The sequence below is a fragment of the Paenibacillus sp. NMA1017 genome, from assembly GCF_058895805.1.
On the sequence record NZ_JBZXYR010000003.1, the window covers coordinates 195,138 to 211,717 of the forward strand.

The 16,580-nt window shown below is 48.2% G+C and carries 17 protein-coding genes; 15 read left to right on the top strand and 2 right to left on the bottom strand.

Going from position 1 to position 16,580, the window contains the following annotated elements:
• The first annotated feature begins 13 nt into the window (after window positions 1-13).
• From nikB (AC5ELV_RS09645) to AC5ELV_RS09705, 13 genes are all read left to right on the top strand, one after another.
• Entirely contained in the window at window positions 14-943 is a 930-nt protein-coding gene (gene nikB, locus AC5ELV_RS09645) for a nickel ABC transporter permease (protein WP_493430006.1), read from the top strand.
• 14 nt (window positions 944-957) lie between these two features.
• Entirely contained in the window at window positions 958-1,773 is an 816-nt protein-coding gene (nikC, locus tag AC5ELV_RS09650; protein WP_493430007.1) for a nickel transporter permease, read from the top strand.
• Window positions 1,773-2,690 carry an ATP-binding cassette domain-containing protein gene (locus AC5ELV_RS09655; RefSeq protein WP_493430008.1) on the top strand — a complete coding sequence of 306 codons (918 nt, stop codon included), beginning with the start codon at window positions 1,773-1,775 and terminating at the stop codon, window positions 2,688-2,690. The genes nikC (AC5ELV_RS09650) and AC5ELV_RS09655 overlap by 1 nt, the downstream gene beginning before the upstream one ends.
• Window positions 2,687-3,463 (top strand): ABC transporter ATP-binding protein, encoded by a 777-nt coding sequence (locus AC5ELV_RS09660; RefSeq protein WP_493430009.1) that lies wholly within the window; start codon window positions 2,687-2,689, stop codon window positions 3,461-3,463. The genes AC5ELV_RS09655 and AC5ELV_RS09660 overlap by 4 nt, the downstream gene beginning before the upstream one ends.
• A 135-nt stretch (window positions 3,464-3,598) precedes the next feature.
• Window positions 3,599-5,224, top strand: a complete 1,626-nt coding sequence (gene nikA, locus AC5ELV_RS09665) for a nickel ABC transporter substrate-binding protein (protein WP_493430010.1) — start codon at window positions 3,599-3,601, stop codon at window positions 5,222-5,224.
• A gap of 46 nt (window positions 5,225-5,270) precedes the next feature.
• Window positions 5,271-6,215 carry a nickel ABC transporter permease subunit NikB gene (gene nikB / locus AC5ELV_RS09670; protein WP_493430011.1) on the top strand — a complete coding sequence of 315 codons (945 nt, stop codon included), beginning with the start codon at window positions 5,271-5,273 and terminating at the stop codon, window positions 6,213-6,215.
• Window positions 6,215-7,045: a nickel ABC transporter permease subunit NikC gene (gene nikC / locus AC5ELV_RS09675; RefSeq protein ID WP_493430406.1), complete on the top strand. Its 831-nt coding sequence runs from the start codon at window positions 6,215-6,217 to the stop codon at window positions 7,043-7,045. Before nikB (AC5ELV_RS09670) ends, nikC (AC5ELV_RS09675) begins: the two co-directional genes overlap by 1 nt.
• A 20-nt stretch (window positions 7,046-7,065) precedes the next feature.
• Window positions 7,066-7,896 carry an ABC transporter ATP-binding protein gene (locus tag AC5ELV_RS09680; protein WP_493430012.1) on the top strand — a complete coding sequence of 277 codons (831 nt, stop codon included), beginning with the start codon at window positions 7,066-7,068 and terminating at the stop codon, window positions 7,894-7,896.
• 38 nt (window positions 7,897-7,934) lie between these two features.
• Window positions 7,935-8,744 carry a nickel import ATP-binding protein NikE gene (nikE, locus tag AC5ELV_RS09685; protein ID WP_493430013.1) on the top strand — a complete coding sequence of 270 codons (810 nt, stop codon included), beginning with the start codon at window positions 7,935-7,937 and terminating at the stop codon, window positions 8,742-8,744.
• A 187-nt stretch (window positions 8,745-8,931) separates the two neighbouring features.
• Window positions 8,932-9,741, top strand: coding sequence for a transporter substrate-binding domain-containing protein (locus AC5ELV_RS09690; protein WP_493430014.1), 810 nt, complete (start codon window positions 8,932-8,934; stop codon window positions 9,739-9,741).
• A gap of 30 nt (window positions 9,742-9,771) precedes the next feature.
• Window positions 9,772-10,488 carry an amino acid ABC transporter permease gene (locus AC5ELV_RS09695; RefSeq protein WP_013312615.1) on the top strand — a complete coding sequence of 239 codons (717 nt, stop codon included), beginning with the start codon at window positions 9,772-9,774 and terminating at the stop codon, window positions 10,486-10,488.
• 4 nt (window positions 10,489-10,492) lie between these two features.
• Complete coding sequence (locus AC5ELV_RS09700) at window positions 10,493-11,260, top strand: amino acid ABC transporter ATP-binding protein (RefSeq protein WP_493430015.1); 768 nt, start codon at window positions 10,493-10,495, stop codon at window positions 11,258-11,260.
• A 232-nt stretch (window positions 11,261-11,492) separates the two neighbouring features.
• Window positions 11,493-12,509: an asparaginase gene (locus tag AC5ELV_RS09705; protein WP_493430016.1), complete on the top strand. Its 1,017-nt coding sequence runs from the start codon at window positions 11,493-11,495 to the stop codon at window positions 12,507-12,509.
• A gap of 47 nt (window positions 12,510-12,556) precedes the next feature.
• Here the strand turns inward: AC5ELV_RS09705 and AC5ELV_RS09710 are convergent, their stop codons facing one another.
• Window positions 12,557-13,504, bottom strand: coding sequence for a Gfo/Idh/MocA family protein (locus AC5ELV_RS09710; protein WP_493430017.1), 948 nt, complete (start codon window positions 13,502-13,504; stop codon window positions 12,557-12,559).
• A 106-nt stretch (window positions 13,505-13,610) separates the two neighbouring features.
• Between AC5ELV_RS09710 and AC5ELV_RS09715 the strand changes: the two genes are divergently transcribed.
• A complete protein-coding gene (locus tag AC5ELV_RS09715; protein ID WP_493430018.1) occupies window positions 13,611-14,576 on the top strand; it encodes a helix-turn-helix transcriptional regulator in 966 nt (321 codons plus the stop codon).
• Between the two features lie 42 nt (window positions 14,577-14,618).
• Here AC5ELV_RS09715 and AC5ELV_RS09720 read toward each other — a convergent pair whose 3' ends face one another.
• Window positions 14,619-14,864 (bottom strand): DUF6953 family protein, encoded by a 246-nt coding sequence (locus AC5ELV_RS09720; protein WP_013312611.1) that lies wholly within the window; start codon window positions 14,862-14,864, stop codon window positions 14,619-14,621.
• Between the two features lie 213 nt (window positions 14,865-15,077).
• Here AC5ELV_RS09720 and AC5ELV_RS09725 point away from each other — a divergent pair, with 213 nt between their 5' ends.
• The gene (locus AC5ELV_RS09725) at window positions 15,078-16,478 is read left to right on the top strand and encodes a transcriptional regulator (protein WP_493430019.1); all 1,401 of its coding nucleotides are present in this window, start codon (window positions 15,078-15,080) and stop codon (window positions 16,476-16,478) included.
• Window positions 16,479-16,580 lie beyond the last annotated feature (102 nt).

The following is a 16,580-nucleotide window of genomic DNA, read 5'->3' on the forward strand; positions in this document are numbered from 1 at the left end:
AGCGGCGTATCCTATGATTCGTTTTATACTGGAACGTGTGGCGCAGCTGCTCATCATTGTATTTGTTGTATCCACGCTGACTTTTGTACTGATGCGGCTCGCTCCTGGTGACCCTGCTACCATTTTGCTCACCGCGCATAATGTCCCTGCCTCTGAGGAGGCGTTGACGACGCTACGGCAGGAACTGGGCTTAAACGAGCCGCTTCATATTCAATATGTGAACTGGCTGCGTGATGTGTTCACGGGGCATTGGGGCACCTCGTATGTATCCAAGGAGTCGGTGCTAGCCGAACTGTGGAACAGACTGCCTGCTACTGTGGAGCTAGCTGCTGCGGGCTTTGCTGTCATGACGGTGATCACGCTGGGGATGGGGCTGGCTGCCTCGCTAAAAGTTAGCGGTCCACTGGATCGTCTGGGCAGGCTGTTCGCCCTGCTGGGATCGTCGATCCCCTCATTTTGGCTTGGCTTTCTGTTAATCTATCTATTCTCCGTTCGCTTGGGCTGGCTCCCATCCATGGGAAGGGAGGACTGGACACATCTAGTGCTCCCAGCGCTGACTCTTGGCGCAGGTTTGGGAGCTGTGCAAGCCCGTGTACTGCGCGCTCAAATGCTGGAGCTGGGCGACCGGAATTTTGTGAAAGCAGCGAAGGCTCGAGGCTTTTCCCGTATGCATATCCTGTTTTTTGAGATATTTAAGCATGCGGTTCTGCCTATGATTACACTGCTAGGTACCAATCTATCATTTATGCTGGCAGGTAATGTCATCGTAGAGACCATTTTTTCATGGCCGGGGTTGGGCAAGTATTTTATAGATGCGATTACACAGCGAGATTATCCGGTGATTCAGGGGTATGTTATTTTCGCCGTATTTTTAATTGTAGGAGTTCAGTGTTTGGTGGATGTGGTCCAGACGGCGATAGACCCGAGGCTGCGTTTGCGTTAAGGGGGAAGCTGAAAATGAAAAAGATACGGCTTTCCTTTCAAGGGAGCCTGCTGGCAGGAGGCGTACTGTTTGGCCTGATCGTACTGCTTGGGTTATTGGCTCCATGGGTCGCTCCTCATGATCCTCTTCAAGTGGATCTTTTGAACCGTCTGGCACCACCCAGTCGGAAATATCCTTTCGGTACGGATCATCTGGGCCGGGATGTGCTGTCACGGCTAATTTACGGAATTCGGACGAGCGTGCTAATCGCATGTGCGATTACTGTAGCTACGCTGTGCTTCAGTCTGCCTATAGGGTTGCTCATTGGTTATGTGCGCGGACGTGTAGATCAGGTGATCATGCGGGGAATCGACGGCGTACTGGCTTTTCCTGATATTATTTTAACGGTGGCGATTGTGGGCATTTTGGGCCCGGGTTTTGTTAACATGACCCTGGCGATTATTGCGGTACGGTGGGCGGGCTATGTCCGGTATATCCGTAGTCTGGTTCAAAAAGCTTGTCAGGAGGACTACGTTCGGTATGCCCGTTTATCCGGCAATTCACACGTACGTATACTGAGCCGTTACGTATTGCCACAAGCGTTGCCGCAGTTGTTGGTTTATGCGGTATGGGATATCGGACGCGTGGTGCTGATGATCGCTGGGCTGTCCTTTCTTGGACTGGGTGTACAGCCGCCCAAGCCAGAGTGGGGCGTGATGCTGCATGATGCAACCTCGTATTTTCAGGTGGCACCGCATGTCATGATCTACCCGGGTTTGGCGATTATGCTATTCGTACTTGCCTGCCAGCTTTTGGGCGACCGTTTTTCGGAAAAGGGGGCGGCCAAATAGTGGAGGATCAAACAGCCCTTGGGTGCAAGGATACGATAGAACAAGTGTCAGGGCGAAAACCGTTGTTACACGTGGAACATTTGGAAATCTGCCGCACAGGCGTAGGAGTAAGCGAAAGCGGAAGCAAACCGCTGCTGCGTGATGTGAGCTTTTCCATATATTCAGGGGAGATTGTGGCCCTGACCGGACCAAGCGGATGCGGCAAGAGCCTGACCGCACACGCAATCGCAGGCATGCTGGAGCCAGGTATTAGTGTTACGCAAGGGCATATCTACTATAACGGGGAAGACATTCTCCCGTTCCAGGAACGGCGCTGGCAAAGGCTGCGCCGAGAGGATATTGCCCTGCTCATTCAACAATCGCTGAGCGGGTTGAATCCGATCCGGACGGTCCGCGCCCAGCTGATGGACACGCTTAGACTGCACGGGCGGCGTCGGATGCCGCACGACCAAATGGAGCCGGAGCACGCTGATGCTGTCGCATCCCACACTGCACCGCAGCAAGTCCACCCGCTGGGCGTGCTGCCACGGATGCGGCAGATGCTGAGCCGTGCCACGGAGATAGTCAGAGGAGGCGCTAATCCAGTGCGGGAGGCCTATTTGCGTTCTCTGCTCCGCAAGGTTGGGTTTGCAGATCCTGAGCATATTTTGTCGTCATATCCTTTTGAACTAAGCGGAGGCATGTGTCAAAGGGTGCTGCTGGCTGCAATGTTAAGCTCCGGTCCGAGCCTTTTTATTGCCGACGAGCCTACTACGGCGTTGGATGTGATCAACCGCGACAAGGTTTTGGCATTGCTGCAACAGTTGAGAGAAGACTTTGATCTCACCATATTGTTGATTTCACATGATCGCCAGGGTATGAGCCGTATAGCAGATCGAGTGTTGGAGATGAGCCCGGGAGGAAGGATGCACCAGTGATGCTGGAATTGAAGAATGTGACCAAAGCATACCCTGTCCGCAAACGGAGAAAAGGTTGGTTCAGCACGCAAGATAGCGAACAGGCCGTGAAGAAGGTGAATCTGGAGCTACGACAGGGCGAATGTCTCGGACTGGTTGGAGAAAGTGGAAGTGGCAAAAGCACGCTGGCACAATGTATTCTAGGGCTGGAGTCGTTGACCTCGGGGGAGATTTGGCTGGATCATCAGCCCATTCACACCGGAAGGATGAAGGATATCCATCTGTACAAACGAATCCAACTGGTTGCACAGGATTCGTCTTCCTCGCTCCATCCTCGCATGACCATACGAGATATTTTGGAGGAGCCAATCCACAATTATTTTCCTGGACGAAAAGCGCAAGCACTGGATATTTGCCAGTCTTTACTGGAATCGGTGGGGCTGGACACGGAATGTCTGGAAAAATACCCAGCGCAGCTGAGTGGCGGGCAAAAGCAGCGGGTATGTATTGCCAGAGCGTTGGCAGTGGAGCCGGATATTATTTTGTTCGATGAATCGATCGCCAATCTGGATACGACAACGCAGTTTTCCGTGCTGGGCATGCTTAAGAGAATGCAGCAGGAACGTCAGTTGTCCTACCTATTCATCACTCACGATCTCCAATCTACTCGTCAGTTTTGTGACCGCGTTGCCGTCATGGTTCAGGGGGAGATCGTGGAAATATTTAAGGAATGGGATGAAGACTTGTTACAGCATGAGTACACGCGTACTCTGTTTCAAACGTTGGCGAATTAAGCCATAAACTTAACAAATTTAAAAGAAATAAGAGGGTTGCTTGTCGAATAGTGTTGACAAAATAGAACGTGATACCTATTCTAAATATGATTATGATAATCATTATCACATATATAGAAAAGGGGAAATACATTGATGTCCGTTCGACACCGCAAGACTGCCACCCTTATGTTGGTGGCGCTCCTCTTATTATCCGTTGTTTTGGGCTGCGCAAAGCAGGAGAACACACCTGCTTCCACCTCTACTGACGGAGCTGCCAATGAAAAGTCGATCACGCTATCGTGGCCGCGTGACATTGGCACGATGAATCCTCATGTATACAATCCTTCCCAACTTTTTGCACAATCCATGGTTTATGAGCCGTTAGTCAGCTACAAGCAAGGAGGCAAGCTGGAGCCTGCTTTGGCTGAATCCTGGACTATTTCCAAGGACGGAAAAATATATACGTTTAAGCTGCGCAAAGGTGTGAAATTTTCGGATGGAACGCTATTTAATGCGGCCATTGTCAAAAAGAACTTTGACGCTATTATGAAAAATGAGAAAACGCACAGCTGGCTTGGTATAGTAGGCGTTCTCGACAAAACTGAAGCTGTAGATGACAGCACCTTCCGAATGACGCTCAAAGAGCCATACTACCCAGTGTTTCAGGATTTGTCTGTCGTTCGTCCGTTCCGTTTTCTGGGTGAAGCCGGGTTCCCGGATGATGGAGATACGTCCAAAGGAATCAAGAAACCTGTAGGTACAGGACCTTGGATGCTGGATGAATACAAGCAAGATGAGTATGCAACCTTTAAGCGTAATCCGAATTATTGGGGCACTGAACCAAAGGTGGATAAAATTACGGTAAAAATTATTCCCGATGGCGAAACCCGTGTAATGGCCTTTGAAAAAGGCGACTTGGATCTGATTTATGGAGAGGGTGTCATTAGTCTGGATGCTTTCAAACAGCTTCGCGACACGAATCAGTATGTTACCACGCTGTCCGAGCCTGTCGGTACAAGAAGTCTGTTGCTCAACTCGTCCAATCCCAAGCTGGCAGACCTTCGGGTGCGTCTGGCCCTCCAGCACGGCTTTAACAAGCAGGCAATGGTGGAAGGTGTGACTTCAGGGCTGGAGGAAAAAGCGGATACGGTTTTATCCAAAAACTATCCGTATACGAATGTAGACTTACAGCCTGTTGGCTATGATGTGGAAAAATCCAAAGCGTTGCTGGATGAGGCTGGCTGGAAGCTGCCCGCAGGCGGTACAGTACGGGAGAAAGACGGACAACAGCTGGATTTTGAGCTTATTTTTGATAAGACTGATCCGATCCAAAAGGCGATGGCTGAAACCATTCAGGCCGAATGGGGAGAACTGGGTGTCAAAGTAAACCTGACCGGACTGGAGCTGACGGTTCAAGTTAAGCGCCTTAGATCCAACCAGTTTGATCTGTACTTCTGGTATAACTACGGTGCGCCTTATGATCCGCATTCCTTTATTAATGTCATTGCTAAGAAGACCTTCGGGGTTTCAGAGGTGCTGAGCGCTATCCCAATGAAGAAGGAACTGGATCAGCAGGTACACGAAGCACTTTCATCGACAGATGAAACCAAGCGTCAAGAGCTGTATGCTTCGATTCTGAAGACGCTTCAGGAGCAATCTGCCATTGTGCCTATTTCGTATATTAAGAAAACGGCAGTGTACCAGAAAAAGATTACAAACTTTGTATTTCCCGCTAATCGGGATGAAAATCCGTTCGAGGGAATTGAAATCGGAAAGTAGCTGAAGCCGATAGGTAACGTTCGTTTACAGGATAGGAGGACAACTCATGATCAGCTATATCGGGAAGCGAATGGTAGCGGTCATTCCTATTGTTCTCTTTGCCACCCTCGTTACCTTTGCACTGATTCATATTTCACCAGTTGATCCGGCCGAGGCCTATTTGACGGCTGCTCATATTTTTCCTACTCCAGAGATTCTGGAGCAGAAAAGACATGAGTTCGGGCTGGATCAGCCTTTGCTGACGCAGTATATGCATACACTACAAAGAATCAGTCAATTGGACTTTGGTACTTCGTATCTGACCAACAAGCCGGTGTGGGATGAGGTCAAGGTTCGGCTGCCCGCCACTTTTGAATTGGCTGTGAGCAGTATGGTGCTATCTATTGTGGTGAGTATTCCGCTGGGCGTGCTGGCGGCGATGCGTAAAAATGGCTGGATCGACATGCTTAGTCGAGGGATTTCATATTTTGGGGCGTCTATTCCCCAGTTCTGGCTGGGATATTTGTTAATCTTCTTTTTCTCTGTCCGATTGGATTGGCTCCCTGTAGAGGGGCGAGGAACGTGGCAGCATCTGGTGCTGCCCACGTTGACCCTGTCGCTGGTTCTGATTGCTTTATATACGCGCCTGCTGCGTTCCAGTGTGTTGGAGCAGCTTCAGGAAACGTATGTTCAGTATGCCAGAACTAGAGGAATCCGTGAGCGGGTGATCATGCTCAAGCATGTACTGAAAATTGCCATTGCTCCACTGATTACAAGTATGGGTATGAATCTGGGCAAGCTTCTGACCGGAACGATTATTGTGGAGCAGGTGTTTTCATGGCCCGGGTTTGGCCGTTATTTTGTGGAGGCGATTTTTAACCGGGATATTCCCGTCATACAATGCTATGTGTTTTTGGCGGCATGCCTGTTCATCGTATGCAATTTGCTCGTTGATCTGGTGCATTTGTATATGGACCCCCGAATTTCATCGAAGGGACGAGCAGAGCAGTGATGATAAGGTTGCGTACAATGTTCAAAGGTCAAAAGGTAATCGTGGTCTGCTCTGTCGTACTGGCTGCTCTTTTTATCATTATGGCGCTAGCTCCTTGGCTGGCTCCCCATGATCCGGTTAAAGTCAATTTACTGCACAAGCTGGAGGGACCTTCCAAAGAATACTGGCTGGGAACCGATCATTTGGGTCGGTGCAATTTATCCAGGCTGCTGTATGGAGCGCGGATTTCGCTAGGCTTTGCAACATTAATTTTCCTGTCCTCGCTTAGCATCGGCGTTGTGGTCGGGTCGCTTGCGGGTTATGTGGGCGGCTGGGTCGATAGTGTGCTGATGCGGTTCTGTGAAGGTATTATGGCGTTTCCGAATTTGGTGCTTGTGCTGGGCATTGTCGGTATTTTTGGACCGGGCCTCATGCAGGTGCTGCTTGCCTTGATGATGGTGCAGTGGGTGTATTATGCCAGAATGTGCCGTAATATGGTCGTCAGTCTGAAAGAACGAAATTTTATAGCTGCCGCAAGGATTAGCGGGTCCTCCTCAGGGGCCATTATCCGGCGGCATATTATTCCGAACGTGCTGCGGCCGATTGTGGTCATTGGTACGCTGGAAATGGGCTGGGCGATCATGGATATTTCCGCGTTGTCATTCCTTGGTCTAGGCATTCAGCCGCCGACCCCCGAATGGGGAGCGATGATTCATGAGGGAACGGGATACATCCGCAGTCATCCGGAATTAATGATCTATCCGGGGGTCATGATTCTGGTGGTGGTGATGACCTTCAATATATTGGGGGAGGCGCTGTCCGACCGATACGGAATTGCCAAACGTCAGTAAAACAGGAGTGTGTTACAACGATGGACGACAGGGCGAAATCGAATGTTCTGGAGGTCAGCGGCTTACAGGTGAAGCTCAGAACCGATGCAGGGACGGTGTCTCTGCTGGAGCCAACTCATTTTGAGCTGAGAAGGGGACAAGTTCTGGGTCTTGTCGGCGAGAGTGGAAGCGGCAAAACCGTGACTTGTAAAGCGTTGCTCCAATTGCTGGATCGCCAGACGATGGATATAGAAGGAAGTATCCGTCTAAACGGGCGTGAGCTGAACGGAATGGCGGCCGAGGAGATGCGCCGTATTCGGGGCAAGGAAATCGCGTTTATTATGCAAAATCCGATGAGTGCCTTTACGCCAGTGTATACGATCGGAGCTCAGTTTATGGAAACGGTCCGCACGCACACCGGATTAACCAAACGACAGGCCCATGAGCTTGCCATAACGGCTCTGGAAAATATGAATTTGCCCGATCCAGCCAAGCTGATGAAGCGTTATTCGTTTCAGTTGAGCGGCGGGATGCTGCAACGGGTCATGATCGCCATTTCCATGTGTCTGCGGCCAGCAGTGGTTATTGCGGATGAACCAACGACGGCGCTTGATGTCGTTAATCAGCTACAGGTGCTAAGAGAGCTGGATCGCTTACGTACGGAATACAATACGTCCATTTTGCTGATCTCGCATGATCTGGGCGTCATTTCCCAATTGGCGGATGAAGTGGCTGTCATGCAGCAGGGTCGTATTGTTGAGCAGGCTGAGGTCCATCAGTTGTTCGATCACCCGCAGGATGAATATACGAAAATGCTGCTGCATGTCAGGCCCAAGTTGTCCATTCGGAGCATGAATCAGGTAGGTGGTTAGTCGCCTGTTCGATAGTTACACTTTCAAAAGGGGAGCGAATGCGTATGCTACAAGTGAAGAAAGTAACTCATAGCTATGGAAGGCGCAAATGGCTGGGTCGCTCTGAACCACGCCCCCCTGTGTTGGCTAACGTTTCGCTTAATATAGAGAGTGGGTTTTGCCTGGGCTTACTTGGAACCAGTGGAGCCGGTAAAAGCACGCTGGGCAAGGTTATACTGGGGCTGGAGAAGCCGCAGGAGGGTCAGGTGCTGTTCCAGGGACAAGACATTTATAATGCGAGCCCCCAGGTCCGCAGGGGACTGCGACGGGATATGCAGGTCGTATTTCAGGACTGCTACTCTGCTGTAAACCCCCGAATGACCGCCGGGCAGATTATTGGGGAGCCTTTGGACAATTACGAACGGTTATCGGTACAGGAACAAAAAAGAACGGTCGAAAGTCTGCTGGAACGGGTTGGCCTCAAGCCGGAGGATCGGATTAAATATCCGCATCAATTCAGCGGCGGACAATTGCAGCGGATCAACATTGCACGGGCGATTGCGCTCAAACCAAAGCTGATCGTGCTGGATGAGTCCGTCAGCAGCCTGGATATGGTTCACCAGATGCACATTTTATCCCTGTTGGGAGAACTGAAATCTTCTTTTGGATTGTCATATCTGTTCATTACGCATGATATTCGGGCGGCATACGCCGTCTGCGATGGCCTTGCTGTGATGGAGCAGGGGAGATTGATCGAGCGCTGTGATGAGAAGGATCAGATTTTTGAATCTGCTCATCCGGCTGTACGACGGCTGATCTCGTCCATTTTGCCGGAACATCCAGCAGAGCGTTTTTCGCTTCATGGATAACAGTGGACCCGCAAGGGTCCTTTTTTTGTGCAACATATATCTTGTTCATTGAAAGTCGCTTATGGGATTTTTGCAAAATCCTCAGATAAATAATTGAAATGAAATTTACTTGTTGTATTATTTGAATAACCCGTTATAATAAAAAATCATAGTAAATTACTTGGATATTAAAAAGGGGATGTCATATATGAAGAAATCTGCTTTGGTAGCAGCGATTGGCCTATCTCTTGTGTTATTAACGGGTGCCTTGAGTGGATGTTCCTCGAAGGATGCGGCATCGGGGGATAAGGTCATCTATGTCGGCACACAAAATGACTACCCGCCGTTTGCTTTTACGAATGATAAAAACGAGCTGACCGGATACGATGTGGAAGTAGTCAAGGAGATCGACAAGAAGCTGGACGGCTATAAGATTGAATTTGTACCTTCGGGCTGGGATGCGATATTCCTTGCACTGGATTCAAATAAAGTTCAGATGATCGCAGATGAAGTTGCCAAAAATCCTGACCGTGAGAAAAAGTATTTGTTCTCGGATGAGTCCTATTTCTCGGCTCAGTCGGTTATTATTGTGAAAAAGGGTAGAACGGATATTCATTCCCTCAAGGATTTGGAAGGCAAGAAGGTAGCAGCCTCGGTAGGCGACTCCTACACACAGTTGCTGGAACAGTATAATGCGGAGAACGGGAATAAAATTATTTTGAAATACAATGATACAGGTACTTCGTCCGATAACCTTCAAGACGTGCAAAATGGCCGAGTGGACGCTTATGTGAATGATCCGGTTATGGCGGCGGCAACGATCAAGAAGGAAGGCTTGCAGGTGGAAGCTGTGGGCGAGCCGGTGCAAAGCGATAACATTAACCTGGTGTTCAAAAAGGATAAGCAGGGCGAAGAGCTGAAAGCTAAAATCGACCCGATTATTAAAGAGCTGAAAGCGGACGGAACACTGAAAAAATTGTCTGAACAGTGGACAGGCGGGGAATTTATTCCTCAGTAATAACAATGTAAAGGGTAAAGTGGGGTTCCTATGGAAAAGCTGTTTGATCTTGATTATATGCTGAAAAGCCTTCCCCAGATCGTCGAGTATCTCCCCGTGACCTTATGGATTGCGTTTGTGTCCATGCTGCTGGGCGGGATCATCGGGTTAGCTACGGCCTTAATCCGGATATACAAGGTGCCTGTCTTGGCACCATTGTCTACGTTGTATGTCTCGTACATTCGGGGAACACCGCTCATTGTGCAGCTGTTTCTCGTATATTACGGAATACCCAAGTTTTTGTATTATTTCCAGAGCGAATATGGATTCTTACAGCAATTCAATGTCTATGTCATTCCGCCCGAGCTGTTCGCATTGCTCTCATTTTCATTGAACCTCGGGGGATATTTGTCGGAGACATTTCGGGCGGCGATTCATTCGGTCGATCGGGGACAATTTGAGGCTGCTAATTCCATCGGCATGAGCCAAACACAAATTATGCTCAAAATTGTATTGCCGCAGGCGTTGACGGTGGCTTTGCCCAATTTGGGAAACACGCTGATCAGTACAGTAAAGGATACGTCTTTTATTTTTATGATTGGTGTCGTCGATATGATGGGACAGGCAAAAATTATGGGCGCGCGGGCGCTGGCTTTTTTTGAGGTATATGTTGCGGTGTCTCTGATTTACTGGTTGGTGTGTATTATTATTGAGCGCGGGCTTGTCGTGCTGGAGAAGCGTATTCGAATTTACGAAAGAAGTGAGTAAGGGTATGATTCAACTTCATCAAATTCATAAGCATTTTGGACAGCATCACGTGTTGAAGGGCATAGATCTGACGGTAGGCAAGGGAGAAGTCGTGGTGATTTTGGGCCCAAGCGGATCGGGGAAGTCCACGCTGCTGCGCAGTATTAATTTTTTGGAACAGCCGACCAGTGGTGTTATTGAAATTGACGGCGTAAAGGTTGATGCCGCCAAGGCGGGAAAAAAGGACATTCTCGGACTACGGATGGCAACGGCAATGGTATTTCAGCAATATCAGTTGTTTAAAAATTTGAATGCACTCCACAATGTGATGATTGGTTTGACCAGTGTGAAAAAGCTGGATCGTAAGCAGGCGAGGGAGATCAGTGAAGGCATTCTGGAAAAGGTCGGGTTAAAGGATCGTATGACCTATTATCCTGCCCAGCTTTCGGGTGGACAGCAGCAGCGAGTTGCGATTGCCCGTGCTTTGGCACTGAATCCGCAGGTGTTGTTGTTCGATGAACCGACATCCTCACTTGACCCTGAACTGGTGGATGAAGTGCTGTCCGTCATTCAAAAGGTGGCGAGTGAAGGCAATACGATGATTATTGTCACGCATGAGCTTGGTTTTGCCAGAGATGTAGCGGACCGGGTTGTGCTGATGGAGCATGGCGTGATCGTGGAGCAGGGACTTGTGGAGCAGTTTTTCACCAATCCGAAGGAAGAACGGACACGGCAGTTTCTGGGCAAAGCGTTGGTACAGAGAGCGCCACAAGAGCAGCCTGTATCCCCATAAGAAGTACGTGGGATGGGTTATAGGTTGTGCAGCGCTGTAGACTTATTGCACCTATAGTAAAAAGCACGTTAGACAAGTCGCAGGAGGAAGGAAAGCCCGCGCTTGTTTGTCGTGCTTTTTTGACCCCTCATATCCCAAATTCTTTTCCATTGCAAAGTAGCTAATCACCCTTATTCATGATAAATTCTAAGAACAATAAAGTGAAGTTGTAATCGGGAAGGAACATTGGCATATGAAAAAGGTTTTGTTCATTAATACCGGAGGGACCATTTCTTCCTCCTATCAGGAAAACGGCCTGACACCGACCCAATCGGCTGAAAATATTTTGGCGGAAATACCGGAGTTGAAGGAGATTTGCGAGATTGATGCCCATAATCTGATGAGCATTGATAGCACAAATACTCAACCAGAGGATTGGGCTTCTATTGCCCGGATGGTACATCGTTCGCTCGATCAATACGACGGTATTGTCATTGCACACGGCACGGATACAATGGCTTATACGGCTTCAGCCTTGAGCTTCATGTTGGGAACTGTAGACAAACCCGTCGTCGTGACAGGTTCGCAGGTTTCTATTTTGGCGGAGCACAGCGATTCCAAAAAAAATGTAATCGACTCATTCCTGACCGCATGTGGCGAGGTGGCCGGGGTTTTTGTCGTGTTTAACGGCAAAATTATCAACGGTAGCCGCAGTTCGAAGATCAGAACGCGCAGTTATAACGCTTTTGAGAGTATTAACTATCCGTACATCGGCCTCGTGGAGGACGGTAAGGTGGTCTATACGGAGGGCGTATTTGCGAATCGCGGTAGCGTTCGTCACCCATACAACGACGGGTATGCTTCGGAGGTATTTCTGCTCAGGCTGATTCCGGGTACGAATCCGGCGATTTTCGATGCCATTCAGGGCTTGGGCTATAAAGGTATCGTCATTGAGGGCTTTGGTATGGGCGGCGTCCCGTTTAAAGAAAGAAGCCTGATCAGCAAAATCGAGGAATTGATGAAGGACGGTATGAGTATTGTCGTGACTACTCAATGTCCTTATGAGGGCGGGGATTTGACGATTTACGAGGTGGGGCAAAAGGTACTGGAGAAGGGTGTTATTCCGGGGTATGACATGACAACGGAAGCGCTGGTGACGAAAATGATGTGGGCGTTGGGGCAGACGACCGATCCGGCAGGGGTAGCCAAGATTATGGCAACGAACTACGCGGACGAAGTTTCCCTGCCTGCGGATACAGCTTCCTTTTAGGAAGCAGATTTCCGTAGATAAGAACAGGCATAAGAAAAAATACGGGGTTAACGCTGGACTTGCCCCAGTCTGCTTTTAATCTCAATAGCCACTTTCAGCGCTTGTACAGCCGATTCCAGTGGAATCAGGCTTTCCGAATGTCCGCCAAAGCATTCAAGTGCATGATCCAAACTTTTTTCGTATGGATTGGCAGATTCGAGGTTGATTTTTTGCTGTCCTGATGCGGTATACTCATATAATGCGGTAGGTATAAGATCGTTTTCGTCGCTTTCATGGAATACCAGCTTGGCCTTTTCAAAATAAGCTTCATAGGCCACTGTGAATGGATAGCTTCCAGGCATGTGGGATGAGGCGATGACTTCTGTGAATGTATCCCGATGCTGAAAGTAGGCCCGAACCTGTGCTTGTTCAGGATGGGTCACCTCTGTACCCCAGACTGTACATGGGTCACAGGGGCCTAATAGCCAGGTCAATAAATCCAGTTCATGAATCATGAACTGAGTAGGGATGGAGCTTAGTCCAAGATCCCCCCACAGAGGAGGCGTTTCTCTTTTCAAGGATAAGGAAATGAGCTTCCCGTACTTCTGTTGGTGGTATGCCTCATACAGATAGGTATAGGCAGGATCAAACTTAATGAACTGGTTGACTAGAATCTTTTTGTCATATTGCTTCTCAGCCTGTTGCATAAGAAGAGCGTCTTCGAGATCAAAGCAAACGGGTGTTTCACAAAATACATGCTTACCGTGCTTCAGCGCATCCACAGCATATGACCTATGCAGGTGGGAGGGCAGGCATAGATCGACGATATCCACGTCTGGGTCCAGCAGAATATCCTCTATATTTTGTGTGACTTCTACGTTTAGCTCCTCTTTCAGCTTTTGCAGCTTGGCTTCGTTCCTTCCAAATACCATGATTTTGTTTACCTTGGGATGGTTGTTTAACAGTGAGGCATGATACGCGCCGAATCCCGTCCCCAATATTCCAATATTCATCATCCATTACACCCCTTTACTTCTATGATACACACCTATTACTGCCAACAGGGTGTCAACAATCTTTGCATCATCTTTTCAATTCGGGTTAACCATCTATTGTGGAGGTATGATTGTGAGACTGCATCGTTTAATCGCGATTTTATTATGTATCGAATCTAGAGGGAGAATGAAGGCCAAGGAATTGGCGTTGGCACTGGAAACCTCTGTACGCTCCATTTACAGGGATATCGACCTCCTGGCTGAAGCCGGTGTTCCGATTGTTACCGCATCCGGCCCGAAGGGCGGAATTTATTTAATGGAGGGTTATACGGCGAACCTGAAACAGTTGAATGGCGGGGATGTCATTCAGTTGTATTTAACAGGGATGGGCATTTATACAGGCGGGCCCACAGAATCGGGTTTGAAGTTAAAGAATGCTCTGCTCAAACTGGAACAGACGATGCCAGACCCGTATCAGTCCGATATTAAGAAAGCCAAAGCGCGGTTTTATTTTGATGATACGCCGTGGTGGACGGAACGTATAGCCATTCCTTGTCTTGAGGCTGTGAGAGCTGCGGTGTGGGGGTCCCACAAAATAACCATTCAATATCAGAAAGCGGATGGAACCTGTTCTTTCCGTCATGTGCATCCCTACGGACTTGTGGTGAAAAAAGGAGATTGGTATCTCATTGCCTTCTGTGAAGTTGGGCAGGAGATTCGGACCTTTAAATGTGAGCGAATCATGGAGGTTCAGCCGTCTGCGGAAGTCTTTGAGGTTCCGGTGGATTTTTCGCTGGAACATCATTGGATGAGGCAAGAAACCGCGTTTAAGCAGCTTTGTACAGAGAAAGAATACTATCCCGTTTTGATCAGAACGAATAAGAAGCAAGCGGGAATTATAGCGAAAAGAATGGAAATCATCCAGTCTGTACAGGAAGGCACTCATTTCAATTTAACGGTCAACATGTATAGTTATGAAGCGGCCTGTCGCGATGCTATGGATTGGATAGGCAGGGTTGAAGTTGTGGAGCCTGCAACACTCCGACAGTTTGTGAAGGAAGAAATTAACCGACTCCAGAGGATATATGGATAAATCATTAAAAAAACACCTGCCTAGGGCAGATGCTTTTGCTTGTTAAGTCCAGGCCCAGAGAAATCCGTCACGATCCCAGGCGATTCGGCCACCATGAAGCTTGCGGAATGCTTTTTTGATTTCTTTTTCCAGAGATACATGACCATGCTCGCTTATAAACACATACTGCTCTCCATATTCAGAGCGTACATATGCAATTGCATCTTCTTGTTTCAGGGTGCCCACTTCACGGATCTGCGCGACCATCCATTGTGCAATTTCTTGTTCTGTGGTAGGGGTGTTGTCCATTTGTCGTATCCTTTCCTGTGTACCGATTGGGTGTAGCTGTTCGGCTCACCTCCCCGTAGTATACGGCAATTCGGAGAATTATTGAATTTTTTGATATAAATTTACTTGAGCGGTTGGCTAAGTGGGCTTTCTTTTGTATAATTAAGGGAATATTCACGGGAATTTTCTTTTTATGTATTGTAATCATGCAAGTAATCCCTGGGGGTGCCTGATTTGAAGGAAACAACCACAATTCGCGCAGAGCTGGAGCAGTACATCAGACGAGAAGGAATTACGATTAGCAAGTTTGGGGAGAACACAGGTATTAATGCAGGAACGATCAGTGCCATTATTAACGGTAATCGTCCGATTGCGATGCTGCTGTTGGATCGGATTGGTGCAGGCATGGGGCTTGAAGAAGGGAGCCTCTATGAGTTATACATTGATGAATTTATACGGAATACGGCACCGAATTGGCGACGGGTTCGTCCCTTTTTGCATCGCTGTGCAGAACTGAACAAACTGGATTGTATTAAGCAAGTCGTGGAGTTTATGATGGACTATCTCATATACGCCCCAGCATTGTTTGAGACAGCAGAAGAATTATTCAGCGAAGGTAAGTTTGAGGCTGCGGCAATTATTTATAAAAATGTTTCGGAAAGTGAGAAGTACCAACATTCGGAGCGTCTGGCGCTCTGCCAATACCGTTTATTTACGATTACCGTTGGTGATGACCAGGACGAAAATTTATGGGCAGCCACACATTTCGAAAGCTTTGTGGACCGACTGGGTGAAGCAGACCAACTGGATGCCTTAAGAGACTTGGCTAATACCTATGCCTCCTTGCGGCGTTGGGATAAAGTAGAATGGTTTGCTGAAAAAATGGCTCAAAAAGCCAAGGTACAATACGAGCAAAAATACGGAAATACCAGAAGATCGGAGCGTGGCAAGGAACCTAAGGGTCCTTTGTTTATGTATATTGTATACTCTTACGTGCTGCGCGCCGGGGTGTGGGATGAGCGCGGGGATTATCAGAAGGCGCTGGAATTTGTATCCCTATACTCTGATTTGAGCTGGGTGCAAGAGGATACGGAAGAAGCTCAGCGTTTGAAGGCCCTTTGTAGCAACTGGGCTGAGGCCAACGGGTATTTATATCAATTGATGTCCGGCAGCCTGGATGTGATTCCACAGTATGTAGATTATTTGGAAAAAAACGAAGGTGAAATTCTGGTGGGGCTGCATAAAATTATGGTAGCGGCCAACCGTTATGATTTTAATGTAGATCATGTACTGCAGCGCTTTGAAAAACAAATTGAGGCATTTGCAGATCAGCATGTCAAGGTAGGGACCTATACGGAGCAAATGTCAGCAGATCTCTATGCACGATTTTTGGCAGAGATGGCTTGTTATGATCTCAACAAACATCGTTATTCCAAAGGTATGAAATTCCTGCTCGAGAGCCTTTCCTATTCCGTCGTGCTGAATGGTAATCCTGTCACAATCAAATGTGTAGGATTATTTGAAAAGTTTCGGCATACTGCCACTTCTGAGGACAAAGAGGAATATAAAAACTTACTTGGAGAGGTAGAGTACATCCATGATAAAAAAGATCGTTTTTTCTCTGCTCGCATTTAATGTTTTTGTCCTATTGAATTTTTCACCCGTTCCCCCCCCTAGGGAAGATCCTAGCGACGTCCACAGTCATGGGTTGGGGGGATGGGCTTTTTCATCCCTTGA

What these genes read in the sequence shown, in the direction of transcription:
- nikB (WP_493430006.1), top strand. Translation starts at nt 14, where the DNA reads ATGATTCGTTTTATACTGGAACGTGTGGCGCAGCTGCTCATCATTGTA.
- nikC (WP_493430007.1), top strand. Translation starts at nt 958, where the DNA reads ATGAAAAAGATACGGCTTTCCTTTCAAGGGAGCCTGCTGGCAGGAGGC.
- nikA (WP_493430010.1), top strand. Translation starts at nt 3,599, where the DNA reads ATGTCCGTTCGACACCGCAAGACTGCCACCCTTATGTTGGTGGCGCTC.
- nikB (WP_493430011.1), top strand. Translation starts at nt 5,271, where the DNA reads ATGATCAGCTATATCGGGAAGCGAATGGTAGCGGTCATTCCTATTGTT.
- nikC (WP_493430406.1), top strand. Translation starts at nt 6,215, where the DNA reads ATGATAAGGTTGCGTACAATGTTCAAAGGTCAAAAGGTAATCGTGGTC.
- AC5ELV_RS09680 (WP_493430012.1), top strand. Translation starts at nt 7,066, where the DNA reads ATGGACGACAGGGCGAAATCGAATGTTCTGGAGGTCAGCGGCTTACAG.
- nikE (WP_493430013.1), top strand. Translation starts at nt 7,935, where the DNA reads ATGCGTATGCTACAAGTGAAGAAAGTAACTCATAGCTATGGAAGGCGC.
- AC5ELV_RS09690 (WP_493430014.1), top strand. Translation starts at nt 8,932, where the DNA reads ATGAAGAAATCTGCTTTGGTAGCAGCGATTGGCCTATCTCTTGTGTTA.
- AC5ELV_RS09695 (WP_013312615.1), top strand. Translation starts at nt 9,772, where the DNA reads ATGGAAAAGCTGTTTGATCTTGATTATATGCTGAAAAGCCTTCCCCAG.
- AC5ELV_RS09700 (WP_493430015.1), top strand. Translation starts at nt 10,493, where the DNA reads ATGATTCAACTTCATCAAATTCATAAGCATTTTGGACAGCATCACGTG.
- AC5ELV_RS09705 (WP_493430016.1), top strand. Translation starts at nt 11,493, where the DNA reads ATGAAAAAGGTTTTGTTCATTAATACCGGAGGGACCATTTCTTCCTCC.
- AC5ELV_RS09710 (WP_493430017.1), bottom strand. Translation starts at nt 13,504, where the DNA reads ATGATGAATATTGGAATATTGGGGACGGGATTCGGCGCGTATCATGCC.
- AC5ELV_RS09715 (WP_493430018.1), top strand. Translation starts at nt 13,611, where the DNA reads ATGATTGTGAGACTGCATCGTTTAATCGCGATTTTATTATGTATCGAA.
- AC5ELV_RS09720 (WP_013312611.1), bottom strand. Translation starts at nt 14,864, where the DNA reads ATGGACAACACCCCTACCACAGAACAAGAAATTGCACAATGGATGGTC.